The following is a 16,899-nucleotide window of genomic DNA, read 5'->3' as shown; positions in this document are numbered from 1 at the left end:
GGCATGCACCACGGCGCAGCAGCGCGCGCCGCCCGGGGAGCTCAGTCGCCGTCTTTGTCGGCGTAGGGGTTGGCCGAGGTCTTGAGCTCGATGCGCAGCGGGGTGCCGACCAGGTTGAACTCCTTGCGGAATCGCCCTTCCAGGAAGCGCTTGTACGCCTCGGTGACGTGTTCCAGCGAATTGCCGTGGATCACGATCACCGGCGGGTTCATGCCGCCCTGGTGCGCGTAGCGCAGCTTGGGGCGGTACATGCCGGTCTTCTTGGGGGTCTGGAACTGCACGGCTTCCAGCAGCAGGCGCGTCAGCACCGGCGTGGGCATCTTGCAGGTGGCCGCCTTGTGGGCCTGCGCGATGGCCGACCACAGGGGCCCCAGGCCCTGGCGCTTGCGCGCCGAGATGTAGTGCAGGGAAGCGAACTTCAGGAAGGACAGGCGGGTTTCGATGGAACGCTCAACCAACTGGCGCTGGTACTCGTCCACCGCGTCCCATTTGTTGATGGCGATCACCACCGCCCGGCCGCTTTCCAGGATGTAGCCCGCGATGTGGGCGTCCTGGTCGGTCACGCCCTGGGTGGCGTCCAGCAGCAGCAGCACGACATGGGCCGACTCGATCGCTTGCAGGGTCTTGACGACCGAGAACTTCTCAATCGCTTCAAACACCTTGCCCTTGCGGCGCAAGCCTGCGGTGTCGACCAGCTCATAGCGCTGGCCCTGGCGCTCGAACGGCACCGAGATGGCATCGCGCGTGGTACCCGGCATGTCAAAGGCCACCAGGCGCTCTTCACCGAGCCAGGTGTTGATCAGGGTCGACTTGCCCACGTTGGGGCGGCCGGCCACGGCCAGCTTGATGACACCGGCATCGGCGTCTTCGGCATCGTCATCGGGGTCGGGCAGGTGCAAGGGCTCGAGGGCCAGCTCCACCAAACCGCGGATGCCCTGGCCGTGCGCGGCCGACACGGGGTAGACCTCGCCCAGACCCAGCTCATAGAACTCGGAGAGCTGAACGCCCTCTTTCATGCCTTCGGCCTTGTTGGCCACCAGCACGCAGGGCTTGCCCAGGCGGCGCAGGTAGTTGGCGATGTCGTGGTCCTGCGCCGACAGGCCGGCGCGCGCATCCACCACAAAGACCACCACGTCGGCTTCGGCGACGGCCTGCTGGGTTTGCTTGGCCATCTCCTTGTAGATGCCACTGGTGGCGTCGGGTTCGAAGCCCCCGGTGTCGATCACGATGTACTCGTGCTTGCCCTGGCGACCATTGCCATAGTGGCGGTCGCGGGTCAGACCGGCAAAGTCCGCGACGATGGCGTCACGGGTTTTGGTCAGTCGGTTGAATAACGTGGACTTGCCAACGTTGGGGCGCCCTACGAGCGCAATCACTGGTTTCATGAAGCATCACCGCCGCATCATTCCGGACGGAATGCAAACACGCCACCCTTGCGGGTGACGACAATCAAAACCCCATCCGCCAACACCGGCGCCACCATGATGGGCGAGCCGTCGGTGCTCAAGCGGTTGAGGGAACTACCATCCTCACGGGACAGCAAATGGACCCAACCGGTGTCATCGCCAATGGCGATCGACCGACCCAGCAACAAGGGGGCCGTCAGGCGGCGGTACTGCAGCCGGTCGCTGGACCACAGCCGCTCACCATCGGCACGGCGCCAGGCCACCAAGCGGCCATCGGCCTCGGTGCTGAACACCGTGGCGGCATCGCCGTGGACCCCGGCAAAGCCGTTGGACGGCTTGGTCCAGGTGACCGTGCCGCGGTTGGCCTGCACGCAACCCAGAGCCGCCTGGAAAGCCCGGGCACAGACGGAATCGTCCACCCGGCTCACGCGGCCCACCAGGTCCACCAGGCGCTCCACGTCATTGGTGCCGCGCGGGGTCGCCAGGGGCGCTTCCCAGCGGATGCTCCCATTGGCCGGGTTGAGGCCGGTCAGTCGCGCCGACAGGCCCACCACCAGGGTGTCGCGCACCGCGAGCAACACGCCGGGCTGCTGCAGCACCAGCGCTTCACCCGGGCGTTGCTGGCTCCAGAGCTTGCGCCCGGTCTGGCCGTCGAAGGCGTGCACCGAGCGGTCGCCCGCCAGCACGAACACGCGCCCACCGGCCACCAGCGGCGCGGTGAAGACCTGGGCCGGCAGCTTTTGGCGCCAGAGTTCGCGCCCCGAAGCCAGCACCACCAGCTCGTTGCCGGTGGTCACCACGGCAGCTTGCTGGCCATCGCCACCGACGCCGGCGGACAGCTCGGCCTTGGTGTCGGCGCGCCACAGCTCGCGCCCGGTGGCGGCGTCGAGCGCCGTCACCAGACCGCGCGAAGCGGCCACGGTGATCACCGAGCCCGTTACCTGGGCTTCAAACGGGGTGTCCACATTGCCGATCTGGGCTGACCAGGCCGGCTTGACGCCCACCAGCGCCACCACCGGCGGCAACTCGGCCGGCTTGGGGCGCGGCGAGTCCGAGCTGCACGCGGCCAGCACGGCCAGGGAGGTGACAAGGGCTGCGCTCAAGGCAGCGCGGGTCAGCAGCGGGCGGTTCGATCGCATCACTTCTTGTCCTCAGCGGCGGCCGACGTGGCCGTGTCCTGCGGGTTGACGCCCAGCGCATTGAGCTTGGCTTCCACCAGGCGGCGGTACTCGGTGCGCAGGTCCAGTTGTTTGTAGGCTTTGCGGTATTCGACCACCGCTTCGTCGGCCTTGCCTTGCAGCGACAGCACGTCGCCCTTGCGGTCAGCGACCAGGGCTTCGAACTCACGCGGCACGCTGGCCGACAGGGTCTTGAGCGCCTCGTCGTAGGCCTTGGCCTCGATCTGCAGGGCCGCCAGACGCACCCGCGCCACGGCCTTGATGCCGTCGTCGCTGCCGTCCGCCATGACCCAATTCAAGGCCGCGGTGGCGGCGTCGACGTTGCCCTTCTCGGCCAACACCTGAGCGGCCAACAGGCTGCCCTGCGCCGCGTAGGTGGTGCGGGCGTACTTGCTGCGCAGGTCTTCCTGCACGCGGGCGATCTTTTGCACGTCCTGGGCCTGAGCCGCGCGCTCGAGCTCGTCGTACAGGGCCGAGGCCTGGGCGGCCTGGGTGCGCTGCCAGTACTGGTAGCCGTTCCAGCCGCCGATGGCCGCGAGGATGACGATCAACACCCAGGTGATGGCATTGCCATAGCGGGTCCAGAAGTGCTTGAGCTGGTCGAGCTGTTCTTGTTCTTCGAGGTCGAGATGAGAGGCCATGGGGTTCGAGAGTTAATGTTGGGATTGTAGGGTGATCGCCCATTGCGCCAGGTTGGCCAGCGGCTGGGCCTGCTGGGCCCCACCCGCGCCGTCGCGCAGCGACTTGACCGTCACCTCGCCACGCGCCAACTCATCACTGCCAAAAATCAGCGCATGGCGTGCGCCGCTGGCATCGGCCTTCTTGAACTGCGACTTCATGCTGCCCCAGGACTCCGCCCCGCCGGCGTGCATCTGCACCGACACGCCCAGGGCCCGCAGTTGGGTCAGGGTGCTCAGCACCTGCGGCAAGGCCGAGGCGTCGGGCACGATGGCGTACACATCGGGGCTCGGGGCCTGGGTGGGCGCCTGCTCGCGCAGCAACTCCAGCACCCGCTCCACCCCCAGCGCCCAGCCTACCGCCGGGGCCGCCTTGCCGCCGATCTGCTCGATCAGGTAGTCGTAACGCCCGCCCCCGCAGATGGTGCCCTGCGAGCCCAGGCTTTCGGTGATGAACTCGAACACCGTCAGGTTGTAGTAGTCCATGCCGCGCACCAGGCGCGGGTTCAGGCTGTAGGCCACGCCGCAGGCGTCGAGGATGCTGCGCACCGAGTTGAAATGGGCCAGCGACGCCTCCCCCAGGAAGTCGATCAGGCGCGGGGCGGCCTCGACCACCTCGCGCATGGCGGGGTTCTTGGTGTCCAGAATGCGCAACGGGTTGCTGTAGAGGCGGCGCTTGGCGTCCTCGTCCAGCACGTCCTGGTGCTGCTCGAGGTAAGCGATCAAGGCAGCGCGGTGGGCGCGGCGCTCGTCGGGCTGACCCAGGCTGTTCAGTTCGAGGCGCACATCCTTGAGGCCGAGCTCCTGCCACAGGGCGTGGGCCAGCAGGATCAGTTCAGCATCGACTTCGGCACCAGCAAAGCCCAGCGCCTCGGCACCGATCTGGTGGAACTGGCGGTAGCGGCCGCGCTGCGGGCGCTCGTGGCGGAACATCGGGCCCATGTAGTACAGGCGCTTGCCACCGTCGTACAGCATCGAATGCTCGGCCACCGCGCGCACCACACCGGCGGTGTTCTCGGGGCGCAGCGTGAGCGCCTCGCCGTTGAGCTTGTCCTCAAAGGAGTACATCTCCTTCTCGACAATGTCGGTCACCTCGCCGAGGCCCCGCACGAACAGGGGCGTGGGCTCCACGATCGGGGTGCGGATGTTGCGGTAGGCGTGTCGCGCCATCAGTTGGCGCACCTTGTCCTCCAGCCATTCCCAGCGCGCCGATTCAGGCGGCAGGATGTCGTTCATGCCTTTGACGGCAGACAGTTTTTCAAATCGGGGCGCAGACGCCGCAGCCGCAGCGGCTGCCAGGGGTTTCTCGGACATAACTTTCTCAGACAGACGGGGCGGCCGACGCGTCAGCGGCGGCGCCGAAACGCTTTTCAATGTAGTTTTCAACGATCTGGTGGAACTCGGCCGCGATGTTCTCGCCGCGCAAGGTCAGGGCCTTCTCACCGTCGATGAAGACCGGCGCGGCCGGGGCTTCGCCAGTGCCGGGCAGGCTGATGCCAATGTCGGCGTGCTTGCTCTCGCCGGGGCCGTTGACGATGCAGCCCATGACGGCCACCTTGAGGTTCTCCACCCCGGGGTAGCGCGAACGCCAGACCGGCATTTGGCTGCGCAGGAAATCGTCGATTTGCTTGGCCAGTTCCTGGAAGGTGGTGCTGGTGGTGCGGCCGCAACCGGGACAGGCCGTGACGCTGGGCACAAACACGCGCAGGCCCAGGGCCTGCAGGATCTCAGAAGCGATCACCACCTCCTGGGTGCGCGCCTCGCCCGGCTGCGGGGTCAGGGACACCCGGATGGTGTCGCCAATGCCTTCTTGCAGCAGGATGGACAGCGCCGTGGTCGAGGCCACCGTGCCCTTGGTGCCCATGCCGGCTTCGGTCAGGCCCAGGTGCAAGGCGTAATCGCTGCGCCGGGCCAGTTCACGGTAGACCGCGATCAGGTCCTGCACACCGCTGACCTTGCACGAGAGGATGATCTGCTCGCCAGGCAAGCCCATTTCTTCGGCCCGGCGGGCCGAGGTGATGGCCGAGGTGATCAGCGCCTCGTACATGACCTGGCGCGCGCTCCAGGGCTGCGCGCGCTGGCTGTTGGTGTCCATCAGGCTGGCCAGCAGCTCCTGGTCGAGGCTGCCCCAATTGACGCCGATGCGCACGGGCTTGTTCCAGCGGATGGCCGCGTCGATCATCTGGCCGAACTGGCGGTCGTGCTTGTCGCCCTTGCCCACATTGCCGGGGTTGATGCGGTACTTGGACAGCGCCTCGGCGCAGGCCGGGTGCTCGGTCAGCAGGCGGTGGCCGTTGTAATGGAAGTCGCCGATCAAGGGCACCGAGATGCCCATGCGGTCCAGTTGCTCACGGATGTGCGGCACCGCGGCCGCGGCCTCGGGGGTATTGACCGTGATGCGCACCATCTCGGAGCCGGCCAAGGCCAGCTCTTTGACCTGGATGGCGGTGCCGATCACGTCGACCGTGTCGGTGTTGGTCATCGACTGCACGCGCACCGGCGCATTGCCGCCCACGGTGACGTGGTTCGACCCCCAGGACGTCACCGCCTGGCGCGAGCGCCGGGGGCGCGGCTCGGAGGTCGCAATCGGTTCCTGTCCCCAGACCGGGGCTTGGCTGTCTCGCATCTTCACTTCACCTCAAATCGGGCCACGTTCTCACGCGCCACCGACTGCAAATCAAACGCCTTGCCCCGCACCTGCAACTGGGTCACGTCGACCTTGCCCACGACCACGGCAAACGGCGGCTGACCCGAGGCCGAGGCGGTTTCGCCAGCGTTCAAGGTTTTCTGCAAGGCCACCACACCACGCGCATCGGTGACCTTGATCCAGGATGTGCCCGAGGCACTGAAACTCAGCACCGAGGCAGCGGAATCGACCGCCGCGGTGGCGGGGGCGGCAGGCGTGGCAGGCGCGGCAGCCGTTGCGGCCGGGCTGGCGGCCGAGGTCGTGGCTGCCCCGGGCGCCGGGGCCACGGCCGCCACCGCCGGCGGGATGACCACCGACTTGCTGGCCTGGACCGACGTGGCGGCCAGCCCTGGCGCAGCCGCCGCAGGGGCAGTCACCGCAGGGGCTACAGGGGCAGTCACCGCAGGGGCTACAGGGGCTACAGGGGCCACCGATGTTGCGGCCGGCGCCGCCGCCGCCAGCGCGGGCGAACTCACCACCTCGGTGCGCGTGCCAGCGGGCAGGGCCACGGTGCCGGTGGACGCCACCGGCGCGGACGCCGGGCTGTCGGCCACCGGCGGGGTGGACTCAGGGGCGGCGACGCCCGGTGCGGTCTGGGTGGGCTCGGCCACCGCCACCACCTCCGGGGCTCGGGGCCACAGGTACAGGGCCAGCGCGCCGACGCACAACAGGGGCACGGCCAGCAAGGTGGGACTGAACCACTGCTCGGGCACCAGGCGCAGGCGACGCTCGTTCGGGGCCCGAAACGGTGTGTTGATGCCCGAGTCGTCCGCCTTCAGGTGCGGGCGCTGGGTCTGGGGCAACAGGGCCAGGATCGGTGCAGCGTCGACGCGCAGCGTGCGGCAGACGCTCGAGGCCAGCGCGCGCACAAACACGGCGTCAGGCAGGTCGTCTAGGCGGTCGGCCTCCAGCGCTTCCAGCTTGCTGACCGGCACCTTCAGGGCCACCGCGAGGGCCGCCACATGCATGCCGGCGGCTTCGCGGGCCTGTTTCAAAAGCTGGCCTGCCGAAGCCTGCGGGACGGGGGGAGTGCCCGCCCCTGGTTCCAACTCACTCATCAAACGCTCCCCGCTCGTAGGACATCAGTTCCCGGGATTGTGGGAACCGCTTCTTCAACTGTTCGGCCAACTGTTGCATGGCCACGCGATCACCCAGTCGACGCTCGACGCGAATGCCCAGCCACAGCGACTCGGCGTTGGCGAATTCACTGTTGTTGAGCCGGCGAATGTAGAACTGGGCACGGGTCAGGTCGCTGCGCTGGTAGAGCAGCACCGACAGATTGAAACTGGTGATGGGGTTGGCCGCGTCGAGCTCAAAGGCCTTCGACAGGCTGCGCTCGGCTTCGGCCTTTTGCCCCGCCCGGGCCTGGCACAGGCCCTGGGCCATGTAGGTTTTGGCCTTGTCCCCGTACAGCGGGCTGCTCAGCGCCTGGGTGAAGGCGTCGTTGGCTTCGCTGTAACGCTTGCGCTGGCACATCAACCAGCCGTAGTTGTGCAGCACATTGGGGTCGCGCGGGCTCAGGGCCAGCGCGCGGCGGAAACCTTCTTCGGCCTGGCGCTCGTCATCGAGCCGCATGTAGATCAGGCCACGCAGGTTGTAGGCCTCGGCAAAGCCGGGATCGGCCGCCAGCACCTGACGCACCTCGTCCAGGGCCACCACGGTCTTGCCCTGCTCGAAATAGCTGGCGGCAAGCTCCAGCCGGATGCGGGCGCGGCGACGCGCCTCGGTTTCTTCGACCTGGGCCTGGGCGGCCTCAGCGGCCTCCTGGGCCGTCGGCACGGCGGGGTTGCTGGTGCAAGCGCTCAGTCCACAACACAGGGCCACCACGCCGCCCAACGCGGTCCAGCGAAGCCAGTGCCAGTCCATGGCAGTCCCCATCAAGCCTCCTTGTTGTTGGCAGTCAAATCGGTCACGGGTTTGAGCACGATGGTGCGCTGCTGAGCGATGCGCTCTGCCACCCGCGTGCGGTCGCGCACATCACCGGCCAACTGGCCACAGGCGGCGTCGATGTCGTCGCCCCGGGTTTTGCGCACCGTCGTGACGATACCAGCATCAAGCAGAATTTTGGCAAAGGCCTGCACCCGGGGTGTTGGCGAACGCAACAAACCGGAGGCCGGGAACGGGTTGAAAGGAATCAGGTTGAATTTGCACCACACGCCCTTGCCGGTGGCATGCTGACGCACCAACTGCACCAGTTGCTGGGCGTGTTCAGGCGTGTCGTTGACGCCGTCGAGCATGCAGTACTCGAAGGTGATGAAGTCGCGCGGGGCAAATTCGAGGTATTGGTTGCAAGCCGCCAGCAGCTCGGCGATCGGGTACTTGCGGTTGAGCGGCACCAGGTTGTCGCGCAGCGGGTCGTTGGGGGCATGCAGCGACACCGCCAGGGCCACCGGGCAGTCCTGCGACAGGCGCTCCATCATGGGCACCACACCCGAGGTCGACACCGTGACGCGCCGACGCGACAGGCCATAGCCGTGGTCGTCGAGCATGGTCTTGAGGGCCGGCACCAGGGCGCTGTAGTTTTGCAGCGGTTCGCCCATGCCCATCATCACCACATTGGAGATCACGCGGTCCGGGGTGTTGAGGTGGCGGCGCAGAAAATGCTCGGCATACCAGAGCTGGGCAACGATTTCGCCCGTGCTCAGGTTGCGGCTGAAACCTTGGTGTCCGGTGGAGCAGAACCGGCATCCCACGGCACAACCGGCCTGGGACGAAATGCACAGCGTGCCGCGGTCGTCTTCGGGGATGAAGACCGCCTCGACCGCATTGCCATCACCGACGTTGAACAGCCACTTGATCGTGCCGTCCGCCGAATCATGGCGACTCAGGACCGACAGGCCCTGCACATGGGCGTGGACCTTGAGCTTCTCGCGAAGCGATTTGGCCAGATCGGTCATCTGGTCAAAGTTGGACTCGCCGCGCTGGTGAATCCAACGGAAAAGCTGGGTGGCGCGGAACCGCTTCTCACCCAGCTGGTCGCAGAACGCAGCCAACCCGTCAAGGTCGAAATCAAGCAGATTGGCTGTCATTGCATGCGCGCGCCGAATTAACGGGCGTAAACGTTCAGGCCAGCGAAGAAGAAGGCGATTTCAACGGCGGCGGTTTCCGGAGCGTCCGAACCGTGCACGGCGTTGGCGTCGATGCTGTCAGCGAAGTCAGCGCGGATGGTGCCGGGTTCAGCCTTCTTGGGGTCGGTGGCGCCCATCAGTTCACGGTTCTTCAGGATGGCGTTTTCGCCTTCCAGCACTTGGATCATGACGGGGCCGGAGATCATGAAGTCCACCAGGTCCTTGAAGAAAGGACGGGCAGCGTGGACAGCGTAGAACTGCTCGGCTTCAGCGCGCGACAGTTGGGCCAGGCGAGCAGCAGCGATCTTCAGACCGGCAGCTTCGAAGCGGGCCAGGATTTGACCGACGACGTTCTTGGCAACGGCGTCAGGCTTGATGATGGAGAGGGTACGTTCGATGGCCATGATGATTTCCTGAAACTGGTTTTTGTAATTTTTGCCACTTGGCAAAACCTCGGATTCTAACCCGGTCCCATGCAAGCGCCTTGACACCGAGTTTTGTGGGGGCATCAGCGGCTGCGGCCGCCGCCTCCGCTGCGACGACCACCGCCACCGGTGCCGCCGAAGTTACCGCGCCCACCACCGCCACGAGGCCCACCGCCACTGGGCTTGTTCTGACGGGCCCGCGAGAAGCTGTCCGCCCCGATGTAACCCACCGAGGTCTTCATGGGGTCGGGCTGGCCACCGGCCGGCGCCTGGCGCGGGCCGCGCTCGGCACGGCGACCCGCGGTCACCCCGGTGGTCAGCGGGTCCGGCTGGCCGCCGCGCTTGAAGTCGGTGTTGCCGCGCGGCCCCGGGCCGGCGGGGCGCCGACGCGCCGAGTTGCTGGGGCGCTTGCCACGGGCGGCAGCGCCCTCCCCGGCTTCACGGACCGGCGCATCCTCGCGCACCCCGGCGGCCTGCACCAGGCCCCGGATGTCGCGGTCGTCGAGCTCCACCCAGGCGCCACGGCGCAAACCGCGCGGCAACACCATGGCGCCATAGCGGATGCGGATCAGGCGGCTGACCGCGTGGCCAACGGCTTCAAGCATGCGACGCACTTCGCGGTTGCGGCCTTCCGAGATGGTGACGCGATACCAGCAGTTGGAGCCTTCGCCACCCCCATCTTCGATGGAGCCGAACTGGGCCATGCCGTCATCGAGTTGCACGCCGTTGAGCAGGCGTTCTTTTTCTTCCTTGCTGAGGGCCCCCAGCACGCGCACCGCGTACTCACGCTCCAGACCAAAGCGCGGGTGCATCAGCTGGTTGGCCAGCTCGCCGGAGCTGGTCAGCAGCAGCAGGCCTTCGGTGTTCAAGTCCAGGCGACCGACCGATTGCCACTTGCCCTGTTGCAGGCGCGGCAAGCGGCGGAACACCGTCGGGCGGTTCTGCGGGTCGTCGTGGGTCACCACCTCGCCAACCGGCTTGTGGTAGGCGATCACGCGCGGCGGCGGCGGGTCGATGCGGTAGCGGATCGGCTTGCCGTTGACCTTGACCTGGTCGCCGTACTGCACGCGCTGGCCGATGTGGGCCGGCTCGTTGTTGACCGAAATGCGCCCCTCCAGGATCAACTGCTCCATTTCAAGGCGCGAACCCAGGCCCGCCTGGGCCAGCACCTTGTGCAGCTTGGGGGTTTCGACCTGGGGCGCCAGCACGCGCTTGAGCGGGGCGGCCTCGGGGGCCTCGGACGCTTCATCGGCGTCGAACTGGCCGGACACCACGTCTTCAAAGCGAATCGCCGGGGCCTCCGGGGCCGGGGCTGCCGCGCGGGGCGCTCGCGGCCCGCGTGGCGCGCGCTCGGCGGGCGCCGCGCCACCTTCGGCGGGGGCGCGGCGCGGCTTGGCCGAGCGGGGGCGCGGGGCGGCGCTGGGCGCGTCCTCGCGCGCCGCGGTTTCGGGACTCACATCGGCATCCGACGGGGGCTTGACTTGATCATTCATGGCTTGGGCCTGTCCCGGGGACAGTGAAAAGATCGCCCTCGAGTCCCGGGAGCTCGGAGGCGGTGGAAGAAGGGCCAGCCTCGGGGCTGGCGGCCGGCAGCTCGGCAGTGAGCACCGGGGGTTCAAGGGCGGGCTCGGCGAGACCGCCCTCCAAGGGCAGTTCAGGCTCGTCGAGGCTGGGGCTCGATTGCAGGGACTGGAGGATGCGGGCCTGGTGCTCGGCGTCGTCCAGCGCGGGCAACTGGTCGAGCGAGGCCAGGCCCAGGTCATCGAGGAACTGACGCGTGGTGGCGAACAAGGAGGGGCGACCGACGGTTTCGCGGTGACCGATGACCTCGACCCAGCCGCGGTCCTCCAGTTGCTTGAGCACCAGCGAATTGACGGTCACGCCGCGGATGTCCTCGATGTCGCCGCGGGTCACGGGCTGGCGGTAGGCAATGATGGCCAGGGTCTCCAGCGCGGCACGGGTGTAGCGCGGGGGTTTTTCGGGGTTCAGTCGATCCAGGTAGGGGCGCATCTCGGGCCGGCTCTGGAACCGCCAGCCACTGGACACGCACACCAACTCGACGCCGCGCTGCGACCACTCGGCCTGCAGCTCCAGCAGCAGCGACTTGAGGGTGTCCGCGCCCAACACATCGTCGAACAGCACCCGCAGCTCGCGCACCGACAGCGGCTGCGTCGCACAGATCAGGGCGGTTTCGAGGATACGCCGGGCATCCGTCGTGTTCATGGTCAAAAAATTCCGGGGTAGGCGCCCGGGAGGGCCGGGGGCCGTCACGGGGGCAAGGAGCAACAAGGCGGTCGAGAAGCCAACCGAGGGTCGGGGACGAAGCCCCAGACCGGGGTCCGGGCGTCGAAGGCGGGGCGGTGATCAGCCCTGGGGCGCGCTGGACGCAGTGGGCGGATTGTAACGCAGACCCCAATCGGCGAGCGCTGCCTGCAGATCCGCCGGCAGCGCGGTTTCAAACGCCAGCGGCGCCTCGGTCACCGGGTGGGTGAACGCCAGCCGCCAAGCATGCAGCGCCTGGCGCGCCATGCCGGCCGCCGGGGCACCGCCGTACAGGCCGTCGGCCAGCAAGGGGTGACCCAGGTGGGCCATGTGCACCCGGATCTGGTGGGTGCGCCCGGTGTGCAATTTGCAGCGCACCCAGCAGCCCTGGTCGGTGGAGGCCAGCAGCTCGATGTCGGTGCGGGCCGTCTTGCCCGACTGGTGGTCCAGGTCGACCACCGCCATGCGCAGGCGGTTGCGAGGGTCGCGCCCGATCGGCGCTTCGACGGTGACCGAGCGCGACCCCGTCCAGGGCCGGTGCGCCAGGGCCAGGTACTGGCGGCTGACCTCGCGCGCGGCGATCAACTGCACCAGGCGGTCCATGGTCTGACGCGTCTTGGCCACCACCATCAGGCCGCTGGTGTCGCGGTCCAGACGGTGCACGATGCCGGCACGCGGCAGCATCTGTGCCCCCGCGTGGTGGGCCAGCAGGCCGTTCAGCAAGGTGCCGCTCCAGTGGCCCGGTGCCGGGTGCACCACCAGCCCCGCGGGCTTGTTGACGACCAGCAGGTCGTCGTCCTCGTGCACCACCACCAAGGCCATCGGCTCGGGCTTGAAGGCCTGGCTTTGCGGCGTGGGCCGCAACTCGACCTGGAGCCGGTCGCCCACTTTGACCTTTTGCGACGCCTTGCGCACGGGCTGGCCATTGAGCTGGACGGCGCCCTCCTCGATCAACTGCTGCAGGTAACTGCGCGAGAACTCGTTGACCAGTTCGGTCAGGGCCTTGTCCAGCCGCGAGCCGTGACCGCTGAGGGGCACTTCCCCCTGGCGCAGCTCGCTGCCGACGTCTTCTGCGCCCTCTTCGGCCGCCTCCAGCAGGTCCGGTGCCTCGGCCATGACCTCGGCAGGGGCCGGCTGATGGGGATCCTGGGCCGCGGGCACGGGACCCGCCGATATAATCAATTTGCTTTGCTTCAAGAGGTTTCCAGTGATGCTACGTGCCAAATTATCCGTGGTCCCCGCGCTCGCGCTGGTCACCTCCCTGTCCGCGCTGATGGTGGGCTGCTCCAGCACCCCTGCGGTGGACAAGACTGCCAGCTGGAGTCCCAACCGGATCTACAGCGAAGCCAAGGACGAGGTGAGCGCCGGGGCTTACGACAAGGCCGTGCCGCTGTTTGAAAAGCTCGAAGGCCGTGCCGCAGGCACGCCGCTGGCCCAACAGGCCGAGCTTGAAAAAGCCTACGCCCAGTACAAGGCCAGCGAACCCGCCCAGGCCCTGGCCACGCTGGACCGCTTCATCCGCCTGCACCCCGCCAGCCCGGGCATGGACTATGCACTCTACATGAAGGGCATCGTCAACTTCAACGACAACCTGGGCCTGTTCGCCAACATCACGCGCCAGGATTTGTCGGAGCGTGACCAGAAAGCGGCCAAGGATTCGTTCGAGTCCTTCCGCGAGCTGAGCACCCGTTTCCCCGACTCGCGCTACACCCCTGACGCGCGCCAGCGCATGATCTACATCGTGAACTCGCTGGCCCAGTACGAGGTGCACGTGGCGCGCTACTACTACTCGCGCGGCGCCTATGTGGCGGCCATCAACCGCGCCCAGATCGCGGTCACCGAGTACCGCGACGTGCCCGCCGCACAAGAAGCCCTGGTGATCCTGGCCAAGTCCTACGATGCCTTGGGCATGACCCAGCTGCGCGACGACACCCGCCGGGTGCTCGATAAGAACTACCCGGACGGCGCCGACCTGAGCGCCCGCGGCCTCAGGAGCAAGGCCTCGGATCCGTGGTGGAAGATCTGGTGAGCCAGGCCTGCGGGCTCGACAGCGCCGCCAACGCGTCCATCAGCGCGGCCTGATCGGCCAGGCAAGGCATGGCCGGCAAGGCGGCCATCAGGCGCCGGCCGTAGCTGCGCTGGTGCAGGCGTTCGTCGGCCAGGATCAGCACCCCGCGGTCGTGCTCGCTGCGGATCAGGCGCCCCACCCCCTGCTTCAAGGCCATGGCGGTCTCGGGCAGGACGTAGTCCTGAAACGGCGTGCGCCCCTGGGCTTTCAATTCGGCGCTGCGAGCCAGCACCAAGGGGTCATCAGGCACCGGGAACGGCAGCTTGTCGATGACCAGCATCTGCAAGGCCTCGCCCGGCACATCCACCCCCTCCCAAAACGCGCCTGACGCGACCAGCACACAGGGCGTGCCCGTGGCCCCCTGGCGAAAGCGCTCCAGCAAGCGCCGCCGCGAACCTTGTCCCTGCACCAGCACCTCGATGCCCGTCCCCTGCAGGCCCTCCTGCAGGCCCCGCGCCAACTCGCCCAGCGCGCGCAGCGAGGTGGCCAACACCAGCGTGCGGCCGCGCAGCAGGCGCACGGGTGACAGCAACCACTGGGACAAGGCCCAGGCGTGCTCGGGGTCCTGAGCGTCGGGCAGCCCTTCGGGCACATGCCAGGCCGCCTGGCGCGCGTAGTCAAAGGGGCTGTCCACCCGCAGCACGGTAGCCAGGTCGGCCAGGCCGCAAGGCTGGGTGAACCAGCTCAAGCCCTCGTCCACCCCCAGCGTCGCCGAGGTGAACACCCAGGCCGGGGGAGGCCTGCCGCCCACGCTGACCGGGCCGGACGCGGGTCCCCCACCCGGCGCAGCGACCTCGGGCTTCAGCAGGTCGGACAACTTGGCACCGATGTTCAGCGGCACCTCCAGCAGCCGGGTGTGGCGACCGGTCTCCAGCCAGCGCACCGCGGGCCCCTGGCCGTCGTCCATGAAGCCCCGCAGGCGTTGCCGCGTCTCCAGCACCCGCTGGGCCAGGCGGCGCAGTTCGGGGGCGGCCTCCTGGGTCAATTGCAAGGCCTGTTCGGCGCGCGCCAGCAAGGCGTCCAGACCCAGCAGGCGCTGACGCCAGGCGGCAGGGTCCAGGCCCTCGGGGCTGGCGCCCAGCCAGAGCAGGCGCGCCTCGGGGCGGCGTGCGGCGGCGCCCACCCAGGCCTCGAAATCACGCACCTGACGCTCCATCAGGGAGGCCAGCTCAGGCCAGGGCTGGAACCCCCGCGCCCAACGCGTGCCCTCCTCCAGCAGGGCCGCGCTGAGCTGACGCCAGCCGCGGGTGCTGAACTGGCGCCCCATGAACTGCACCCCGATCTCATTGAGCCGGTGTGCCTCGTCAAAAATGACCGCCTGCACCTGCGGCAACAGCTCGGCCACGCCCGTGTCGCGCAACTGCTGATCGGCAAAGAACAGGTGGTGGTTGACCACCACCACCTCAGCCGCCAGCGCCAGGCGGCGGGCCTCATTGACGTGACAGCCCTGCCAGCCCGCACAGCGGGCGCCCAGGCAGTTGTCACGCGTCGAGGTGACCAGCGGGATCAGCGGCGACGCGTCATCGAGCTCCGGCAGCTCGGCCAGGTCGCCACTGCGGGTGCCCAGGGCCCAGCGCTCGACCTGGGCCAGCTGACGCAGCGCGGCGTCGTCGAGGTAATGCCCTTCACGGCGGGCCTGCGAGAGCCGGTGGGTGCACAGGTAGCTGTTGCGGCCCTTGAGCACCGCCACGCGGCGCGACAGGCCCAGCCAGCCCATCAGGCGAGGCAGATCGCGCGTGGACAGCTGATCCTGCAGGTTGCGTGTGGCGGTGGACAAGAGCACCCGCTGGCCACTGAGCAGGGCCGGCAGCAGGTAGGCGTAGGTCTTGCCCACCCCGGTGCCGGCCTCGGCCACCAGCACCCCCCCGTGGCGCAGCACCTGGGCCACGGCCTCTGCGAGCTGCAGCTGCCCGGCACGGGGCTGGAAACCCGGCTCCAGCTGTTGCAAGGTACCGCCAGGCCCGAGCAGGCCGGCCAGCGAGTCAAGCCCGGTCATGTGTGCCCCATGCCCAGCCCAACAGGCCATCCGCGCCCTGGTCATGCCGCGTTCGCAGCGGACCCAACCGGTGCCGACCCGCGACGGAAATACATTTCTTCACACGATAATAGACAGCTCTGTTCACCGAAATTCCTGCTGGTTGGCGCCCCACATCATGACCCAAGGTTACCGACTTACTGCCTCAACGGGCATTCACAAGGGCGATCGCGAGTACCAGCAAGACCAGGTGGCCCTGCTGAGTCACCCGCGGGTCAATGGCTGCGTGCTGGCTGTGGTGGCCGACGGCATGGGCGGCCGCAGCGGTGGCCGCAAGGCCTCCGACCAGGTGATGATGAGCGCGCGCCAACTGTTCGAGCGCTTCGCACCGGAGAACGATTCGCCCACCGTGCTGCTCGAGCAGCTGGTGCGCGAGGCCCACCTGGTGATCAAGCTCACCGCCATCTCGGCTGAGCAGGAGCCGCACAGCACCCTGGCGGCCTTTCTGATCATGCCGCACGGCGAGTGCCACTGGATGCACACCGGTGATTCGCGCATCTACCACTTCCACGAAGGCCAGCTGATCAAGCGCACGCTGGACCATTCGTATGTGCAGGCCCTGGTCGAGCGCGGCGAGATCAGTGAGGACGAGGCCAATAACCACCCGCAGTCCAACATCCTGGTGGGTTGCCTGGGCACCGAGGCCGAGCCCCCCATGGGTCGCCACCAGATCGGGCGACTGCGCCCCGGCGACGCCCTGATGGCCTGCAGCGATGGGGTCTGGCATTACTTCACCCCGGCCGAACTGGGCTCGGTGCTGGCCGGCCTGTCACCACGCGAAGCCACCGAGTTCCTGATCGACAAGGCCCGCCAACGGGCCCGGGGGGGTGGGGACAACCTGTCGCTGGTGATCGTGCGGGTGGAAGCCCTGGCGGCCCCCAGCGCGTCGCCCCTGGCCAAAGGGCTGGCCGGCAAGGCCTGAGGTCAAGGCCGCCGGAGGGCGATCAAAGCTGGTTGATCAAAGCAAGTCGATAGGAGTCAGGTCGGTCAGGGCCAAGGTCGCCTTCTGAGCACGCCAAGCCGCGCCCCGCAGCGGACCGAAGCGCGCACGGCATGGACGAGGCCCCAGCGGACGCCAACAGCGGCCCGATGCG

The 16,899-nt window shown here is 68.0% G+C and carries 15 protein-coding genes; 2 read left to right on the top strand and 13 right to left on the bottom strand.

Annotation, left to right across the window (positions count from 1 at the left end; translation table 11 throughout):
- Positions 1-41: 41 nt before the first annotated feature.
- The 12 genes from der to PSQ40_RS01520 form a co-directional block, all read right to left on the bottom strand.
- Positions 42-1,385 (bottom strand): ribosome biogenesis GTPase Der, encoded by a 1,344-nt coding sequence (der, locus tag PSQ40_RS01575; protein ID WP_273948220.1) that lies wholly within the window; start codon positions 1,383-1,385, stop codon positions 42-44.
- Between the two features lie 17 nt (positions 1,386-1,402).
- Positions 1,403-2,545, bottom strand: a complete 1,143-nt coding sequence (gene bamB / locus PSQ40_RS01570) for an outer membrane protein assembly factor BamB (protein ID WP_273948219.1) — start codon at positions 2,543-2,545, stop codon at positions 1,403-1,405.
- Positions 2,545-3,225, bottom strand: a complete 681-nt coding sequence (locus PSQ40_RS01565; RefSeq protein WP_273948218.1) for a YfgM family protein — start codon at positions 3,223-3,225, stop codon at positions 2,545-2,547. The genes bamB and PSQ40_RS01565 overlap by 1 nt, the downstream gene beginning before the upstream one ends.
- Positions 3,226-3,237: 12 nt before the next feature.
- On the bottom strand, positions 3,238-4,575 hold the full coding sequence (gene hisS, locus PSQ40_RS01560) for a histidine--tRNA ligase (RefSeq protein ID WP_273948217.1): 1,338 nt from the start codon (positions 4,573-4,575) through the stop codon (positions 3,238-3,240).
- A 7-nt stretch (positions 4,576-4,582) separates the two neighbouring features.
- Positions 4,583-5,887: a flavodoxin-dependent (E)-4-hydroxy-3-methylbut-2-enyl-diphosphate synthase gene (gene ispG, locus PSQ40_RS01555; protein WP_273948216.1), complete on the bottom strand. Its 1,305-nt coding sequence runs from the start codon at positions 5,885-5,887 to the stop codon at positions 4,583-4,585.
- 2 nt (positions 5,888-5,889) lie between these two features.
- On the bottom strand, positions 5,890-6,942 hold the full coding sequence (locus tag PSQ40_RS01550; RefSeq protein ID WP_273948215.1) for a helix-turn-helix domain-containing protein: 1,053 nt from the start codon (positions 6,940-6,942) through the stop codon (positions 5,890-5,892).
- Between the two features lie 55 nt (positions 6,943-6,997).
- Complete coding sequence (pilW, locus tag PSQ40_RS01545; RefSeq protein WP_273948214.1) at positions 6,998-7,825, bottom strand: type IV pilus biogenesis/stability protein PilW; 828 nt, start codon at positions 7,823-7,825, stop codon at positions 6,998-7,000.
- Positions 7,825-8,976, bottom strand: coding sequence for a 23S rRNA (adenine(2503)-C(2))-methyltransferase RlmN (gene rlmN, locus PSQ40_RS01540; protein ID WP_273948213.1), 1,152 nt, complete (start codon positions 8,974-8,976; stop codon positions 7,825-7,827). Before rlmN ends, pilW begins: the two co-directional genes overlap by 1 nt.
- A 17-nt stretch (positions 8,977-8,993) precedes the next feature.
- On the bottom strand, positions 8,994-9,419 hold the full coding sequence (gene ndk, locus PSQ40_RS01535; RefSeq protein ID WP_273948211.1) for a nucleoside-diphosphate kinase: 426 nt from the start codon (positions 9,417-9,419) through the stop codon (positions 8,994-8,996).
- Between the two features lie 104 nt (positions 9,420-9,523).
- Positions 9,524-10,933: a pseudouridine synthase gene (locus tag PSQ40_RS01530; RefSeq protein ID WP_273948210.1), complete on the bottom strand. Its 1,410-nt coding sequence runs from the start codon at positions 10,931-10,933 to the stop codon at positions 9,524-9,526.
- Entirely contained in the window at positions 10,926-11,663 is a 738-nt protein-coding gene (gene scpB, locus PSQ40_RS01525) for an SMC-Scp complex subunit ScpB (protein ID WP_273948207.1), read from the bottom strand. Before scpB ends, PSQ40_RS01530 begins: the two co-directional genes overlap by 8 nt.
- A 141-nt stretch (positions 11,664-11,804) precedes the next feature.
- Entirely contained in the window at positions 11,805-12,818 is a 1,014-nt protein-coding gene (locus tag PSQ40_RS01520) for an RluA family pseudouridine synthase (RefSeq protein ID WP_273948819.1), read from the bottom strand.
- 94 nt (positions 12,819-12,912) lie between these two features.
- On the opposite strand from PSQ40_RS01520, the gene PSQ40_RS01515 reads away from it, so the two are divergent.
- Positions 12,913-13,731 (top strand): outer membrane protein assembly factor BamD, encoded by an 819-nt coding sequence (locus tag PSQ40_RS01515; protein ID WP_273948206.1) that lies wholly within the window; start codon positions 12,913-12,915, stop codon positions 13,729-13,731.
- On the opposite strand, the gene PSQ40_RS01510 is transcribed toward PSQ40_RS01515, so the two are convergent.
- Positions 13,691-15,766: an ATP-dependent DNA helicase gene (locus PSQ40_RS01510; protein WP_273948204.1), complete on the bottom strand. Its 2,076-nt coding sequence runs from the start codon at positions 15,764-15,766 to the stop codon at positions 13,691-13,693. The genes PSQ40_RS01515 and PSQ40_RS01510 overlap by 41 nt on opposite strands.
- A gap of 157 nt (positions 15,767-15,923) precedes the next feature.
- Between PSQ40_RS01510 and PSQ40_RS01505 the strand changes: the two genes are divergently transcribed.
- Positions 15,924-16,727: a PP2C family protein-serine/threonine phosphatase gene (locus PSQ40_RS01505; RefSeq protein WP_273948202.1), complete on the top strand. Its 804-nt coding sequence runs from the start codon at positions 15,924-15,926 to the stop codon at positions 16,725-16,727.
- Positions 16,728-16,899: the final 172 nt, after the last annotated feature.

Source organism: Curvibacter cyanobacteriorum (assembly GCF_028649475.1).
GTDB classification, from domain to species: domain Bacteria; phylum Pseudomonadota; class Gammaproteobacteria; order Burkholderiales; family Burkholderiaceae_C; genus Curvibacter; species Curvibacter cyanobacteriorum.
Note: the sequence above shows the minus strand (reverse complement) of the source record. Positions and strands in the feature narration are given on the sequence as shown.

What these genes read in the sequence shown, in the direction of transcription:
- der (WP_273948220.1), bottom strand. Translation starts at nt 1,385, where the DNA reads ATGAAACCAGTGATTGCGCTCGTAGGGCGCCCCAACGTTGGCAAGTCC.
- bamB (WP_273948219.1), bottom strand. Translation starts at nt 2,545, where the DNA reads ATGCGATCGAACCGCCCGCTGCTGACCCGCGCTGCCTTGAGCGCAGCC.
- PSQ40_RS01565 (WP_273948218.1), bottom strand. Translation starts at nt 3,225, where the DNA reads ATGGCCTCTCATCTCGACCTCGAAGAACAAGAACAGCTCGACCAGCTC.
- hisS (WP_273948217.1), bottom strand. Translation starts at nt 4,575, where the DNA reads ATGTCCGAGAAACCCCTGGCAGCCGCTGCGGCTGCGGCGTCTGCGCCC.
- ispG (WP_273948216.1), bottom strand. Translation starts at nt 5,887, where the DNA reads ATGCGAGACAGCCAAGCCCCGGTCTGGGGACAGGAACCGATTGCGACC.
- pilW (WP_273948214.1), bottom strand. Translation starts at nt 7,825, where the DNA reads ATGGGGACTGCCATGGACTGGCACTGGCTTCGCTGGACCGCGTTGGGC.
- rlmN (WP_273948213.1), bottom strand. Translation starts at nt 8,976, where the DNA reads ATGACAGCCAATCTGCTTGATTTCGACCTTGACGGGTTGGCTGCGTTC.
- ndk (WP_273948211.1), bottom strand. Translation starts at nt 9,419, where the DNA reads ATGGCCATCGAACGTACCCTCTCCATCATCAAGCCTGACGCCGTTGCC.
- PSQ40_RS01530 (WP_273948210.1), bottom strand. Translation starts at nt 10,933, where the DNA reads ATGAATGATCAAGTCAAGCCCCCGTCGGATGCCGATGTGAGTCCCGAA.
- scpB (WP_273948207.1), bottom strand. Translation starts at nt 11,663, where the DNA reads ATGAACACGACGGATGCCCGGCGTATCCTCGAAACCGCCCTGATCTGT.
- PSQ40_RS01520 (WP_273948819.1), bottom strand. Translation starts at nt 12,818, where the DNA reads ATGGCCGAGGCACCGGACCTGCTGGAGGCGGCCGAAGAGGGCGCAGAA.
- PSQ40_RS01515 (WP_273948206.1), top strand. Translation starts at nt 12,913, where the DNA reads ATGCTACGTGCCAAATTATCCGTGGTCCCCGCGCTCGCGCTGGTCACC.
- PSQ40_RS01510 (WP_273948204.1), bottom strand. Translation starts at nt 15,766, where the DNA reads ATGACCGGGCTTGACTCGCTGGCCGGCCTGCTCGGGCCTGGCGGTACC.
- PSQ40_RS01505 (WP_273948202.1), top strand. Translation starts at nt 15,924, where the DNA reads ATGACCCAAGGTTACCGACTTACTGCCTCAACGGGCATTCACAAGGGC.